This is a genomic window from uncultured Mobiluncus sp. (assembly GCF_902488535.1).
GTDB lineage: Bacteria > Actinomycetota > Actinomycetes > Actinomycetales > Actinomycetaceae > Mobiluncus.
The window spans coordinates 64186-78709 of record NZ_CABTWO010000007.1; the positions used below are offsets into that span (position 1 = coordinate 64186).

The 14524-nt window shown below is 57.3% G+C and carries 9 protein-coding genes; 8 read left to right on the forward strand and 1 reads right to left on the reverse strand.

Annotation, left to right across the window (positions count from 1 at the left end; genetic code table 11):
- Positions 1-45: 45 nt before the first annotated feature.
- Positions 46-2055, reverse strand: coding sequence for an acyltransferase family protein (locus RDL66_RS03840; protein WP_308535308.1), 2010 nt, complete (start codon positions 2053-2055; stop codon positions 46-48).
- 109 nt (positions 2056-2164) lie between these two features.
- Between RDL66_RS03840 and cimA the strand changes: the two genes are divergently transcribed.
- From cimA to uppS, 8 genes are all read left to right on the forward strand, one after another.
- A complete protein-coding gene (cimA, locus tag RDL66_RS03845) occupies positions 2165-3793 on the forward strand; it encodes a citramalate synthase (RefSeq protein ID WP_308535309.1) in 1629 nt (542 codons plus the stop codon).
- A gap of 212 nt (positions 3794-4005) precedes the next feature.
- Entirely contained in the window at positions 4006-5673 is a 1668-nt protein-coding gene (locus RDL66_RS03850) for a methyl-accepting chemotaxis protein (protein WP_308535311.1), read from the forward strand.
- A gap of 5 nt (positions 5674-5678) precedes the next feature.
- Complete coding sequence (locus tag RDL66_RS03855; RefSeq protein WP_308535313.1) at positions 5679-7340, forward strand: methyl-accepting chemotaxis protein; 1662 nt, start codon at positions 5679-5681, stop codon at positions 7338-7340.
- Between the two features lie 101 nt (positions 7341-7441).
- Positions 7442-8581: a TNT domain-containing protein gene (locus RDL66_RS03860; RefSeq protein WP_308535314.1), complete on the forward strand. Its 1140-nt coding sequence runs from the start codon at positions 7442-7444 to the stop codon at positions 8579-8581.
- A gap of 180 nt (positions 8582-8761) precedes the next feature.
- Positions 8762-10564: a 2-isopropylmalate synthase gene (gene leuA, locus RDL66_RS03865; RefSeq protein ID WP_308535315.1), complete on the forward strand. Its 1803-nt coding sequence runs from the start codon at positions 8762-8764 to the stop codon at positions 10562-10564.
- 126 nt (positions 10565-10690) lie between these two features.
- Entirely contained in the window at positions 10691-12328 is a 1638-nt protein-coding gene (locus tag RDL66_RS03870) for an L-lactate permease (RefSeq protein ID WP_308535316.1), read from the forward strand.
- 410 nt (positions 12329-12738) lie between these two features.
- Positions 12739-13470, forward strand: a complete 732-nt coding sequence (gene recO / locus RDL66_RS03875; RefSeq protein WP_308535318.1) for a DNA repair protein RecO — start codon at positions 12739-12741, stop codon at positions 13468-13470.
- 8 nt (positions 13471-13478) lie between these two features.
- On the forward strand, positions 13479-14261 hold the full coding sequence (uppS, locus tag RDL66_RS03880; protein WP_308535320.1) for a polyprenyl diphosphate synthase: 783 nt from the start codon (positions 13479-13481) through the stop codon (positions 14259-14261).
- The last annotated feature ends 263 nt before the right edge of the window (positions 14262-14524 follow it).

The following is a 14524-nucleotide window of genomic DNA, read 5'->3' on the forward strand; positions in this document are numbered from 1 at the left end:
CCTAAACGCCAGGAAAAATCCGCTAGTGGTGAGACTTAGCTGAGCCTATTGGGGAGGCATCCCCGTCACGACACGCTGTTTCGGGGCGAGCCGTTTCTTAGGTAGCAGCGGTGCTTTGTCCCCTTCCAAAGTCAGCGGCCAGGCGTTGACCACGGCTTGGGCGAAACGACGGGAACGTTCCGAGTTTCCAATCGTGTTGCAGTGCACCCCGTCGCCGGTGATGAACCACTCCGGACGCATATCCTTGTCCCAAGGGTAAACCCACATGTTCGGGTAGCGTTTCTGCTGGTGGTAGAGTTCTGCGTTCCAAGCGTCCATAACATCTTTGGTGTACCACCTGGGTGAACCGTTCGGGTTCACCACGGTCGTAATCCACAGCACCGGGTACTTCGGACCAATAATGTCCATGGTGGCGCGAATATGGGTGTCATAGTCGGTGCCGCCATAGACATTCATGTTCGCGGCATCGTTCGTTCCCAAGGCAATCACAAAGCACGAGTCCTTATCAATCCCACCGGCGAGGATTTCGCGGATGGAATCGTTTCCGGAGGGATATTCCTGGAAGCCCTGATTGGTGGCACGAGCCCCGAAACTTGAGTTGGTAACTTTCGTGGCGCCGGTGGCCGTGTAGGTCTTGGTGGCATTGTCTGCCGGATTGAGCACTCCGGCATCGGTAAACATTGCTAGGGAGGTGGAGTCCCCCACGTGGATAATCTGGTGGCAGCGAGTGCGAGTTGCTGCGAGGGCACGTTCCTGAGCCGCTTTGCGCTCCCGTTCCGCTTGGGCCTTCGCCAGGGCGGCCTTTTTCGCTTCGAGTTGGTCGTGATAGCTCGTGGCAGCTTCAGTTGGTATTCCGACCAGGGCAAAGATGAGGAAGAAAGCGAGGGGGAAAGACAACAGGGCGTGAGGTAGGGAGGCTTTGCGAGTCAACCACCGCCACAGCGGGACAAAGAATCCATTGCGGCGAATGGGATCTTCGACCAAGATCCAAGATAATGCGGCCAAGCCAATGGTAGCCCCAATGATGATCAGGGCCCTGACAATAGCCGGCACCACCTGCAGAGGAGTGTAAAGGAAAGCGATGAGGGGCATATGCCACAGATACAAGGCGTAAGACCTCTCGCCAATCCAGGCGAGGGGACGCAACGCAAAAAGCTTATATATCCGCGTGTAGCGGTTCGAGATGGCAAAGAGCAGCGCCGCGGTAGCCAGCGAGAGAACCACCAGTAAGCCGTTAAATAAAGCTGGTGAAGAATCAGGAATAAAGATATAAATGGCCAGCACAGCGCCCAGACCAAGCCATCCCAATACTTCAGCCAGGTAGCGATCCTGTCGAAAGATTACCCTGCCGACGAGGGGGCGTGTCGTGTTCGGGTCGGTGGGTTTGATCATGATGATGGCGAGAATGGCGCCCACGAGCAGGCCGCCCGCGCGAGTATCGGTGCCCTCGTAGAGGCGGGTGGCGTCCATGCCGAGTGAATATCCGTAGGCTAGCCACACGAAAGAAGCCGCGGCGAGTATTGAGGTGAGGATTACCAGCGGCAGGCGGCGACCGCGGCTGATGACCAGTAGTAATAGCAACACTAGCGGCCAGAACAGATAGAACTGCTCCTCAACAGACAGCGACCACATGTGTTCAAAGGGGCTCTGGGAGAACTGGTCAAAATAGGAATCACCCCAAAAAATGGTGGCCCAGTTATTGACGTAGAAAATGGCGGTGAGCCCGCCGAGACGATAGTCCGGCCAGTTTTCGGCTTTAAAGAAAGGCGTGAGTGCCCAGATGACCAGCACCGTTAAGATGACTGCGGGCATTAAGCGGCGCAGACGGCGTAGCCAGAAGGTCTTTAGCCCCAGGTTGCCGCGGCGATACCAGGAACGCATGAGGTTACCGGTGATCAGGAAACCCGAGATGGTAAAGAATACGCCAACACCAGCCAAACCGCCCGGCATCCATCTGAAGCCAAGGTGGTAGCAAATGACGCCGAGGACCGCGAGGGTTCTCAAACCGTCGATGCCCGGATTGTAGCGTGACTCGTTACCTATAGGCTTTGGCATAGTGGTTGCTATGATACCCTTCCCCAGCAGCACAATTTAAACCAGGCGGTTAGCCTGAGAATTTGGGGCTCAATTAATCTCTGGCGGGGGACTTTTGTAACATGGGGGCATGGAACAGACGACTGAGCCGATAGAGATATACGACACCACTTTGCGTGATGGCGCCCAGATGGAGGGCATTTCACTGTCCGTAGCGGACAAGCTCAATATTGCTCAAGCTCTTGATGACCTGGGGGTTAGCTTTATCGAAGGCGGTTGGCCCGGCGCGATTCCGAAAGACACCGAGTTCTTTGCGCTGGCGTTGTCGAAACTGCAGCTGCGCCACGCGACCCTGGCCGCTTTTGGCTCCACCCGTAAGGTGGGGACCAAAGCCAGCGAGGATTCGCAGGTGCTGGCACTTCTAGATTCTGGGGCGCCGGTAATCACCCTGGTGGCGAAGTCGGATTTGCGCCACGTCACGGATGCTTTGAAAACCACTGGCCAAGAGAATTTGGCGATGGTACGCGACACGGTGCAGTTCCTGGTCAAGGCTGGTCGGCGGGTGTTTCTGGATGCCGAACATTACTTTGACGGCCTGACTCACGATTCCCAATACGGGCTGAAAGTGCTGAAAGCGGCTGGAGAAGCAGGGGCGGAAACGGTCGTACTGTGCGACACCAACGGAGGCAACCTGCCTTCGACCATCGGCACGAAAGTCGCTGAAGCCCGCGACTACCTGGATAAACAGGGCTTGACACAGGTAAAAATCGGGATTCACACCCACAACGACACGGGGTGCGCCGTCGCGAACGCTATGGCTGCCATCGAAGCCGGAGCGGTGCAGGTCCAGGGCTGCGTGAACGGCTACGGGGAACGCACCGGCAACGCCGACATCCTCACCCTTATCGGCAACATTGAAATCAAAATGGGACGACCCGCCCTTCTGAATGAAAACGGCCTGGCCGAGCTGACCCGCACCTCACACCGAGTGGCAGAAATCACGAATCTGCGGCCTTCCAAGCGTCTGCCGTACGTGGGGGATTCCTCGTTTGCGCACAAGGCGGGTCTGCACGCTTCGGCTATTCGCGTCAATCCCGATCTGTATCAGCACATCGACCCCGTTACGGTCGGCAACGATATGCGGATGCTGGTTTCCGAGATGGCGGGGCGGGCATCGGTCCAACTGAAAGCCAAAGAGATGGGCATTGACCTGTCCGGGACGCCTTACCTGACCGGCCGGGTGGTGGAAGCGGTGAAAGAAAAGGAGTCCCGCGGTTACGTTTTCGATGCGGCTGACGCCTCCTTTGAGCTGCTGGTGCGGGCCCAAGGCGGGGACTTGCCGACCTATTTTGAGGTCGAGACGTGGCGAACTTTGGTACAAGCCGGCCGGGCATCGCTCGGGGAGAACGGGGAAGCAGAAGCTGAAGCTACCGTCAAGCTGCGAACTCGTGATGGGCGCAAAGTCGTCACCGGGGAAGGCAACGGTCCGGTGAACGCGCTGGACCACGCGTTGCGCCAGGCGCTGTCCGAAACGTACCCGGCTATCACCGATTTTGAACTCATCGATTACAAGGTGCGGATCTTAGACACGACCTTTGGCACGGACGCGACCGTGCGCGTGCTGATTACCACCACGAACGGTGAGGCGCAGTGGACTACAGTCGGGGTGGGCGAGGACGTGATTGAAGCATCCTGGGAAGCCCTGGTTGAGTCTGTGACCTGGGGGTTGATGCACCTCGGGGTGCGTCCCAAAGTCTAGTTTGGTAGGTTCATGCCGTATTTTTCACAAGTTTCCTCGACTGAGTTTGCCAGTCGGGGAAACGTCATTTTTGGCGAATTATGTTGTGACAGCACCAAAAAAGGCCGGAAAAAGCCTAAAATGTTAGCGGTGAACAGCGATGATGTTCCATGTCATCGGAAAATTCGATTTACCTGACACGGAAAAATTTTCAAGGAAGGCGGCGTTCTTAGATGTCTAAGAAAAAGGCGGCACCAGTACAAACCGGCGCTACCGTGCAAGTTGGCGAGAGCCTGAAGACTGATGGTAAAAAATTCCCCTTAGGGAAAAAGATGTTCTTGGTCAATATGACTGCAGCTCTAGCAGCGATTTTGCTGTTGGCAGTGGAGTGGGTGGGGATTGGCATAGAGAACGTAGACGTTTCCCATAAGGCCTCCAGCTCTGCGACTTCGCAGGAAATTACCAAATTGGCTGAGGAATGGCGTTCCGCGGAATTTCTGTGGTCGCAGGGTATCTATACCGCTCTGCGCAACGATCCGAACGCGCTACAGATTTTTGGGGAATATCTTAAGGATTTGGATGCCTTTAGCCAGCACGTGTCGAGTTTCCCTACGAAACAGCTCAGAGCTAGTAATCAGGCCACGTTTGAGGCTATCAAATCCGACAGCGCGTCTTTGAGCTCCATGTTGGCGCAGGTCAGCGGGTCTGTGACTTCTTTGGATAGTCTGCGTGGCGCAGTGGTAGCCGAAGCGGAAAATATCCGGAACGTCTCGAGCTCAATCAGCGATAACATCGGAAAGCTGAGTGAGGATTTGAACGTCCAGAACCAGGCCACCAGCGCCAAGATAAAATTTATTCAGCCCCTGACCATTGCGGCAGTCATCGTGACCGGTGTGGTGATGCTGCTAGTTATGCTGTTATTGAACCTCAAGATGTCGCGCGGCTTCGTGAAATCGGCTCAGGAAAGTTCCGCTGCTTTGAATCAACTTTCCCAAAAAGACCTGACCATTCATCCGGTCAAGCACACCAATGACGAAATTGGGCGTCTGGCCGATAAGCTCGATATCGCCGCTGAAAAGCTGCGTAACATTTTTGGTCAGACCGTGACTACTGCCGAGGAAGTGCAGGTCACTACGCAAAAGATGGTCGATGACGGTCACGATCTCATCGGCACGATTGAGCAGGCCAGCAGTGTGGTTACTTCCGTTGCGGCAGCAGCCGAGCAAGTCTCGACGAGCATTGCGACGGTGGCGGCAGCAGCGGAAGAAATGAGCGCTTCTATTCGCGAAATTTCTTCGAACGCCAACGAGGCAGCCAAGGTTGCGATGGAAGCTACCGAAGTCGCAGCTAAGACGAATGAAACCGTAACCAAGCTGGGTGAATCCAGTCAAGAGATCGGTGAGGTAATTGAGACGATTACGGCGGTGGCGGAACAGACTAACCTGCTGGCGCTCAACGCCACTATTGAGGCCGCTCGGGCTGGAGACGCAGGACGCGGGTTCGCGGTCGTGGCCAGCGAGGTGAAGGATTTGGCGGCGGAGACCACGACGGCCACCGCTGACGTGGCTTCACGTATCGAACAGATTCAGGTCGACACCGGTCAAGCGGTAGAGGCCATCAGCCAAATCAGCGACATTATCGCCCAAATCAACGATTTCCAGGCCACGATTGCGGCGGCAGTCGAGGAACAAACTGCCACCACCAATGAGATGACCAAATCTATTACAGAAGCGTCCTCCGGTTCGACTGAGATTGCGGCAAATATCAATGAGATAGCTGAGGCGACTAATAACAGTGCCGATAACCTGCGTGATTCTGTCGGCAGAGCGGAAGGTGTGGTGAACCAGGCTCAAGGCTTGAACCAGCAGCTGGGCGAATTCACCTACCGGGAAGGACAGTGAGAACCATGACTCAGACGAATCCGGTCAACCAGCTAGGGGAGCAGGACATGAAGAACCAACCGAATAACACGACAAAACCGGAAAAGGCCTACAGGCGGACTTCCTTGATGAAGCGCCTGTTCAGAGGGGCTTTGCCGGGGTTCGTGGGGGTACTCATTTTGGGGATGGCTGTCCTAATAACCATGGTTCAGACCAACCACAGTACGACAGAGTTCTTGGACGCCTCCACCAACGCGGAGACTCTATCTCTGATGGAGGCCGAGATTTACGAGGTCGGCCAGCATCAATACGCTTACGCGCGTTCCGTCTTGGAAGGCCAGCCCGACGATGCGCAAGCCCAGCAGCTGGAAGCGACCCAGGGCGCTTTGGAACAAAATATCCAAACGATTATCGACACCACGAACTCTGACAAGGTTCTGGCTGCGGCCCAAGGATTACAGAAATCTGCCGCCAACTTGCGTGAGGTCATCGCGCGATCGACTTCCGAATTACAAGCCAGTCAGGGGCAGAATTCCGAAACCTTGAATACGGTCGTCCCCCAGACCATTAGCGATATGGTCGCCCAGCAAGACCAGCTCACACCATTGCTGAAGCAAGAAGTCGCCCAGTCGCAAAAGGATATGAGTGACGTGCGTCTCCGGGGACTGATTTTCCAGATAATAACCGTGGTTGCCTTGGTGATCGTGGCCGTGATTATTATGGGCAAAGTGCGCCGCGCTGTTACTCATTCTGTGGAATCCGTGGAAACTGTGGTGAAAGGTTTGGCTCAAGGCGATTTGACGCGCAGAGCGGTCATCAATTCCAACGATGAGCTGGCGGATATGTCGCGGGCAGTGAACCTTTCCAATTCGGCCCTGCAAGAGGCGTTTGGGTCGGCGGCTCGCACTTCCGAGGCGGTTCGTTCCGAGTCAGAGACCGTGGCTGATCTGACCACTCAGACCGCGCAGGCTGCCGCCGGTTCGGCGGCGCAGGCTGACGCGGTGGCGGGCGCAGCGGAACAGGTTTCCATTAACGTGCAGACCGTCGCTGCGGGCGCAGAAGAGATGGGTTCGGCTATCCGGGAGATTTCGTCTAACGCCAACGAGGCGGCGCGAGTCGCCCAGGAGGCTACCGAAGCGGCCGCGGCGACCACCGAGACTGTGGAGAAACTGGGCAAATCATCGAAAGAAATTGACGATGTGATCCACGCCATTACCGCTATTGCGGAGCAAACCAATCTGTTGGCGCTCAACGCCACCATTGAGGCGGCGCGAGCTGGCGAAGCGGGCAAGGGCTTCGCGGTAGTTGCTGGTGAGGTGAAGGATTTGGCGGCGGAAACGGCTAAAGCCACCGATGACATCACCGGACGGATTGCCAAGATTCAAGATGACACGGATTCCGCGGTGACGGCTATCCGGCGTATCTCCGAGATTATTTCCCAAATCAACGACTTCCAAACCACGATTGCCGCCGCGGTCGAGGAACAGACTGCCACCACGAATGAGATGGCGCGTTCTGTGACGGAGGCAGCCTCCGGTTCTTCCACGATTGCGACGAATATCGGCCAGTTTGCCGGGGCTGCTAGCCAAGCGGTGGAACCGTTGAACGCCCTGGCTGCGACCGCTTCGGATTTGCAGTCCAAAGCCGCGGATTTGCGTGCGGAGCTGGGCAAATTCAAGTATGAATGAGCACGGTCGGACTGTCTGACCGACTCGCGAAACAACTCAATAGTGAGGTGAAACCTCACGCTGGTGCCCTCCTATGGCTTAAACTTTAGTTATAATCACCCTTGCAGCCAAAGGAGGGCATCAACGTGATTGGTTCGGTCCAGGAGTTCGCTCGCCTGTGTACTTCGGAAAACGAAGAGGACTTCATGCGGGCGATGACGGACGTGGCGCCGACTTTTATCTGGGAGGAAATCATTCGTACCCGCCCGGAGCTGGCTGAATACGTAGCGCAAGCGCAGAATTTGCCCGATGCCGTGTTTGAAACTATCGCGCTGTTTGCCCCGTGGCGGGCGCGCTACCTGGTCGCGATGCAGGAGCGCACCCCCGCCTATGTGCTCGCTAAACTCGCCAAAGACGGCGATAGTCGGGTGCAAAAGGCAGCGGTGGCCAATGAACTGACTCCGTTGAAAGTCATTGCCGAGCTGCGTGAGGATGCCAACGAGGAAATCGCTCAGTTGGCGCGCCTGACGTGGACTGAGCGGGCGGAAAAACGTGCGGGTAAGCATTCCGGGCGGCCCGAAGCCACGTGGGATGTGCCCCAGCCGCCGGGCAATGCCGAGTCTGAGGGCGGCGAGGCCTCCCGTTACAAGTCGTATTTTGACGAGCTTTGTGCTCAGCGCGGCCTGACGGAGGCTGAGGTAGTGCGAGGGTTTGACCCTCGTGATCCCCAACTTCCGCTGGCTCCCGAAGGACCGTGGGTGGTTGCTCCCTGGGGCGACGAGGGGTATGTGGTCGGCTCACAGCGCGGTGCCGAGTTCGCTGCCTACGAAGTGTTGCCTGACCTGGAATCGGCGGTTTCCCTGGTCGCCAGGTTAGTGCGGGAAAAGCCTGAAACTAGCGAGTTACCGGGCAACGCCGCCGATCGCGGTCACCGCACCGCCATCGGAATCGACGCCCGCACGATTTCTCGTGGCGGGAAACCCGGCTCCAACGAGCTACGTCCCGGCGACCTGCTGGATTGCTTCGACGATGATAAGGCCCAATTCTTGTTTGCTCTGGGCACACCTCTGGCACAGCGGGGGATTCGCCTGAAAAATGAAAAGCCCTACCGAGCTTTTGAGGTCATGGCGCCCCTGCCACTGGCAGTTTTGGAGGGTCTCACCGCAAAAACTTCGCGTAATCCAGGGGGCGGAGCGATTGTGGTTTTGGACAAGCCCCTGCGGTGGTATCTGGACCACAACTTCCTGCGTGAACTGCGTTAATTTCTCATACTGAGACAGCAATTTCGTAAAGTGAAACCCGTGGTACCATGGGACTGTGTCGCAAACATTGCTGCTGTTGCCTAACCGCGTAGGGCTCTGAATCAGCCAGGCCCCCTGCGCGGAGTTATCCGCTTTGCCTGGCAACTAAGATAAAAGCAACATCAGCAAAGGATTTTTAACATGCGTACCTCTGGATTCACCAATCGTCAGCAAACGTCCGGAATGCCTTACGGCAAATATCGCCCGTTCCTGGAGACGAATCCTATCTCGCTTCCCGAACGAACCTGGCCTAACAATCGGATTACGAAAGCGCCGCGCTGGTTGTCCACCGACCTGCGTGACGGCAACCAAGCCCTCATTGAGCCGATGGACTCCGAGCGGAAACGCGAAATGTTTGACCTCCTGGTGCGCCTGGGGTTCAAAGAAATCGAAATCGGTTTCCCGGCCGCTTCCCAAACAGACTTTGACTTCGTGCGTTCCCTGGTCGAGGACGATGCCATTCCCGAGGACGTGACCTGCTCAGTCCTGTCGCAATCCCGCCCGGAACTCCTGGAACGCACCCTGCAAGCGATAAAGGGATACCATCGCGCCACCGTACACCTTTACAACGCGACCGCCCCGGTTTTTCGCCAAGTCGTGTTTCACAACGACAAAGCGCAGACCATCGAGATGGCGGTGTCCGGCACTCGTGAGGTTATCGCCGGAGCCGAAAAAATCCTTGGGGACGACACGATCTTCGGTTACGAATACTCCCCGGAGATTTTCGTAGACACCGAAATCGACTTTGCCCTGGAAGTTTGCGAAGCGGTCATGGAAGTGTGGCAGCCTGATAGCGAGCGGGAAATCATCCTGAACCTGCCTACCACGGTGGAACGCTGCACGCCCAACGTTTACGCTGACCAAATCGAGTACTTCTGCCGCCACATCTCGCACCGTGAACACGTCTGTATTTCCGCCCACAACCACAACGACCGCGGCACCGGCATCGCGACCGCCGAACTGGCTCAGATGGCCGGCGCTGACCGGGTCGAAGGATGCTTGCTGGGCCAAGGCGAACGAACCGGCAACGTTGACTTGGTCACCTTGGCGATGAACCTCTTTAGTCAAGGTATCGACCCACAGCTGGATCTGTCCAACCTCGATGAAGTCCGCCGAATTGTCGAGGGCTGCACCCGTATGCCCACCCCGCCGCGGCTACCCTACGTGGGGGACCTGGTCTATACGTCCTTCTCCGGTTCCCACCAGGACGCCATTAAGAAAGGCTTTGCTGCACGCGAACAGAAGGTTCGGGACGCGGGCGGAGACGAAAACCAAGTCATCTGGGAACTGCCCTACCTGCCTATTGACCCTCACGATGTGGGGCGCAACTACGAAGCTATCGTCCGGGTGAACTCGCAATCCGGCAAGGGCGGTATCGCTTACATAATGAAGGAAAAGCATCACCTCGACCTGCCGCGCCGCCTGCAAATCGAGTTCTCGAAAATCGTGCAGCGCACGACCGATCGTTTCGGTGGTGAACTCGGGGCGAACGACCTGTGGCAGATTTTTGCCGATGAATACTTGCCGGCGTCAGAAGCGGGGATTGACTCGCGTCACTGGGGTCGTTTCTTCCTCGACGGGGCGCACGTTTCTTCCGTTCCCTCGGCTTCTGGCGGGGACACGGAAGTCTCCATTACGCTGAACGACCGCGGAGCGAAGCTCCAGCTGGAATCGTTCGGCAACGGTCCGATTGACGCTTTTGTCCATGCTTTTGAACAGATGGGTATGGAAGTGCGGATTCTGGATTACGTGGAGCACGCGTTGAGCGCCGGGCGTGATGCCACCGCCGCGGCTTATGTCGAGGCCGTGGTAGATGGCGAGGTGCTGTGGGGGGTCGGCATTGATTCCTCCACTATCCGCGCTGCCTACAAGGCTGTAATCTCAGCGATTAATCGGGCGCAGCGCCAATCCCAAGTCGTGGAAAGCTCCGTTCCGTTTCCCTGAAAGTCGAACCGCTAGAGGTTACCGGGGAAAGCTCTGACCTGGAAGGTTCGCGTTCGGGAAACCACCCCGCAAGTTCAGGGTATCGGGCAGCGATTGGTAAGGTAGACCAGGACTAAGGAGAGAATCATGTTCGTGCCTAATGTCACCGCGGTCGGAGGGCTGCTGTGGCTGAGCGCCATAGTGGCTCTGCTCCCGGTAGCGGTTTTCTTTGTGCTGGTCGGAGCTGTGCGGATGCGTTCTCACTGGGCGGGTGCTATCGCCCTGGGGGTCGGTTTGCTAGTGGCGATAGCAGGTTTCCGGATGCCGGTCGACATGGCTGTGGCGGCCGCCCTGCTCGGGGCGGAAAACGGCTTGATACCCATCGTGATTATCGTGATTGCGGCCGTGTGGCTGCACCGTCTGATGGAGGCGACCGGGCGCGAAGCTGATTTGCGCAAGGTTTTTTCGGCTGTCGGTCAAGGGGATTTGCGTATCCAGGCCATGCTGATTGCGCTGTGTTTCGGGGGCCTGCTAGAGGGTTTATCCGGTTTCGGGGTCCCCGTGGCAGTGGTGACCGCGCTGCTGCTGGGCCTGGGATTCAAACCGATGAAAGCGGCCGTCATTGCTCTGGTGGCGAATACTTCCCCGGTGGCCTACGCGGCGTTCGGAGTACCGATAACGACCGCGGCGGCCCTTCTGAGCGGGCATGACCCCATCAAAAACGCCGCTGACATCACGTATTACGTGTCCTGTACCGAACCGGCGATTGCTTTTGTGATGCCGTTCGCGCTGAGCCTGTTAATTGATAAGGACCACTTCCGCCACATGTTCCCCCTGGCTTTCGTGATGGGCTTGGTGGAGGGTATCGGGCAGTTCCTGACCTTGCGTTTCGTGTCCTTTGAGTTGGGCGGGGTACTGCCGCCCATAGTGACGTTCCTGGTAGTCGCGTTGATGGTGATGGTCTATCGTCCCCCGGTTCCTCCCGATTTCGTCACGGAAAAGCCCGCTGACCTGCGCGTGGGCCGGGTGGCGCTGGCTGTGATGCCCTATGGCTTGGTCATCGTGATTCTTTCTGTGGGGCGAATGGTGCCCCAGGTCGCCAAAGTTTTGACCGCGACGGATCTGCACGTCGCCTGGCCCGCTTTGGCAGGTCGGGTGGCCAGCCCGAACAAACCGAACGTAGCGGGAAACATCGGCAACATCACCATCCCGATACTGTCCCAACCGGGAGTATTGATTGCGATGGCGGCGCTGGTAACCGGGTTAGTGTTTACCCTGGTTAGCGAAGGCGGGAAGTATCCGCTTGGCTTCAAACAGGTCGGTGCCAAGCTGTGGTCAGCGATTTATTCCATGCGGTATTCCGCGGCCACCATCCTGGAAGTGATGGCGCTGGCTTACTTGATGAACATCTCTGGCATGGTTTTAACCATCGGGACCCTGCTGGCTGGCACCGGGACGTTCTTCCTGTTGCTTTCCCCCATGATTGGCTACCTCGGCACGGCGATTTCCGGCTCCACGACCTCGGCAAACGCCCTGTTTGCCTCCCTCCAAGAGACGACTGCCCTCCAGATCGGTCTGCCCGGTGCTTTCTCCGTGGCGGCCAACACCGCAGGCGGGGTCATCGGCAAGCTCATCGCCCCCCAGTCCTTGGCGATTGCCGCCGCCGCGATGGGCGAACCTGAGAAAGAGACCGATTTGCTTCACGAAGTGCTCGGCTGGTCTTTCTACCTGCTGCTTTTCGCAGTGTTCATCTGCTTCGTCTGGGGTCTGATTTTCCTGGGCTAGCCCGCTAGCTTTCGCATTCCTGCCAATTCTAGAATCCAGTACTGCTAGCATTTACCGCAAAGGATTCGCAAAACCCGGGGGTGTACAGATGCATAAATGGCAAATCGTCTTCTATCTAGTGTTGTCTGTTTATGCTTTCTATGTCCTGTTTTTTCGAGGAGGGACTTTAGTCATTGCTTTCGCAATCCTGTTGATTTATTCACTGGTTCGGGACCTTCCGAAAAAAGATCCCCGGAACGATTCACGACCCCCGTTCTTCCGCAAGGACAACAATGACAGGCTCTAATCTGTCCTCTACGAAGGAATGGTGGAGCGGAACCAGACTCGGAGGACGGAATGAGTCAGGGGAATCGGGTTACAAAAGAGTGGGAACGGGATTCTTCCGCTTGCTCATGGAATAATGGTCCGTGATGAGAACGTTTCGAGATGCGGCGATTGTGTTGCGCACCCAGGACCTGGGGGAGGCTGACCGCATCGTGACCCTGCTTACTGAAAACCACGGGCTTTTGCGCTGCGTGGGGCGGGGAGTACGTAAGACCATGTCGCGCCTGGGGGCGCGACTGGAGCCTTTTGGAGCGGTCGACATTCAGATTCGCTGGGGCAAGTCCGGCCTGCACCATATCGAACAAGTGGAAATCCTGGCTCCTTATGGCCGCAGCCTCGCTAACGATTACGCCCGCTACACCGCCGCCAACCTGATGGTAGAAACCTTGGAACGTCTCACCGAGGATTCTTGGACTAATGAGAGGTACTATCACCTGACCGTCGGGGCTTTACACGCTTTGGCGATGGGGCGCCACGAGCCGTCTTTGATTCTGGATTCCTACCTGCTGCGTCTCATGTCGTTGGCGGGCTGGGCGGCAAGCTGCTGGGATTGTGCGTCTTGCGGGGCCAGGGGTCCACACGTGTACTTTAATCCCAGCGGTGGCGGGGCGATGTGCGTAAACTGCAAGCCCACCGGGGCGCGACCGGTTGATTCTGAGACGATGCGTCTGTTGGCGGCTTTGGCTGTCGGGGATTGGCAAACTGCCCAAGACAGCGAATGGATGGCTCGGGCTGATGCCCACGCCTTAGTCTCGGCTTTCGTGCAGTGGCACGTGGAGCGCCGTCTAAAATCCTTGTCCTTGCTGGAACTCGCCTAGGTTATTGCGTGGAAAAATCCTGGGTTCGTCGTATCACCCCGCCGGGGCAGCATCCTGAGTTACCGGCGGGATTGGCACGCGCGGCTGCTGCGCACGTGGCAATCATCATGGATGGGAATGGACGCTGGGCGAACGCGCGGGGTTTGAACCGCACCGCCGGTCACGAGGCAGGGGAGTACGCCCTGATGGACACCATTGCGGGAGCTGTCGAGGCCGGGGTGAAATTCTTGAGTGTGTATGCGTTTTCTACCGAAAACTGGAAACGCAGCCCGGCAGAAGTGAAGTTCCTGATGGGATATTCGCGCCGGGTGCTGCGGAATCGACGCGATGAACTGAACGCCTGGGGAGTCCGGGTACGATGGAGTGGGCGGGAAGGCCGCTTGTGGAAATCGGTTCTCACCGAACTGCGGGCGGCAGAGGCCTTGACCAAGGGCAACACCGGCACTCAGCTAATTATGTGCCTCAATTATGGGGGGCGAGCGGAACTCGCTGACGCGGCTCGGAAACTGGCCCAGCGAGTCGCGGTGGGAACGCTAAAACCCGAGCGCATTACCGAGGCTGCTTTCGCACGGGAACTGTATCTGCCGGATGTGCCAGATGTTGACCTGCTCATTCGCACTTCCGGGGAGCAGCGCACTTCCAACTTTTTGCCGTGGCAGGCGGCTTATGCGGAGCTCGTTTTCGCCCCCGAACCGTGGCCCGAGTACGGGCGGGCGGCCCTGTGGCGGGATTTATTGGCCTATCAGCACCGCGACCGCCGTTTCGGCGGGGCAATTGACAGGCCGCAGTGACGTTTAATTCCAAGCGCAGCGGGGGGCCTCTGCACAAACGACCGTTCTCAACGCGAAATTTAAGCGCGAACCATTCTCAAAAGCCCTCAACCTGCGGTAATAAATTCCAGCCGAACCCCGAATCCGGGAAACCGTGTCCGGAATCGGTCGTTCGTGCACAGCCTGACCCAGGCTGAACCCGGTTTTCTCTATTCCTAACCGCGGCCCCACCACGCCCGCGAGCGGTAAGGTGAAAAGCGATAGATAACAAGATTGGTACTAAG

Bases quoted from the DNA above. Each gene is read 5' to 3' on its own strand.
- RDL66_RS03840 (WP_308535308.1), bottom strand. From the start codon at position 2,055: ATGCCAAAGCCTATAGGTAACGAGTCACGCTACAATCCGGGCATCGAC.
- cimA (WP_308535309.1), top strand. From the start codon at position 2,165: ATGGAACAGACGACTGAGCCGATAGAGATATACGACACCACTTTGCGT.
- RDL66_RS03850 (WP_308535311.1), top strand. From the start codon at position 4,006: ATGTCTAAGAAAAAGGCGGCACCAGTACAAACCGGCGCTACCGTGCAA.
- RDL66_RS03855 (WP_308535313.1), top strand. From the start codon at position 5,679: ATGACTCAGACGAATCCGGTCAACCAGCTAGGGGAGCAGGACATGAAG.
- leuA (WP_308535315.1), top strand. From the start codon at position 8,762: ATGCGTACCTCTGGATTCACCAATCGTCAGCAAACGTCCGGAATGCCT.
- RDL66_RS03870 (WP_308535316.1), top strand. From the start codon at position 10,691: ATGTTCGTGCCTAATGTCACCGCGGTCGGAGGGCTGCTGTGGCTGAGC.
- recO (WP_308535318.1), top strand. From the start codon at position 12,739: ATGAGAACGTTTCGAGATGCGGCGATTGTGTTGCGCACCCAGGACCTG.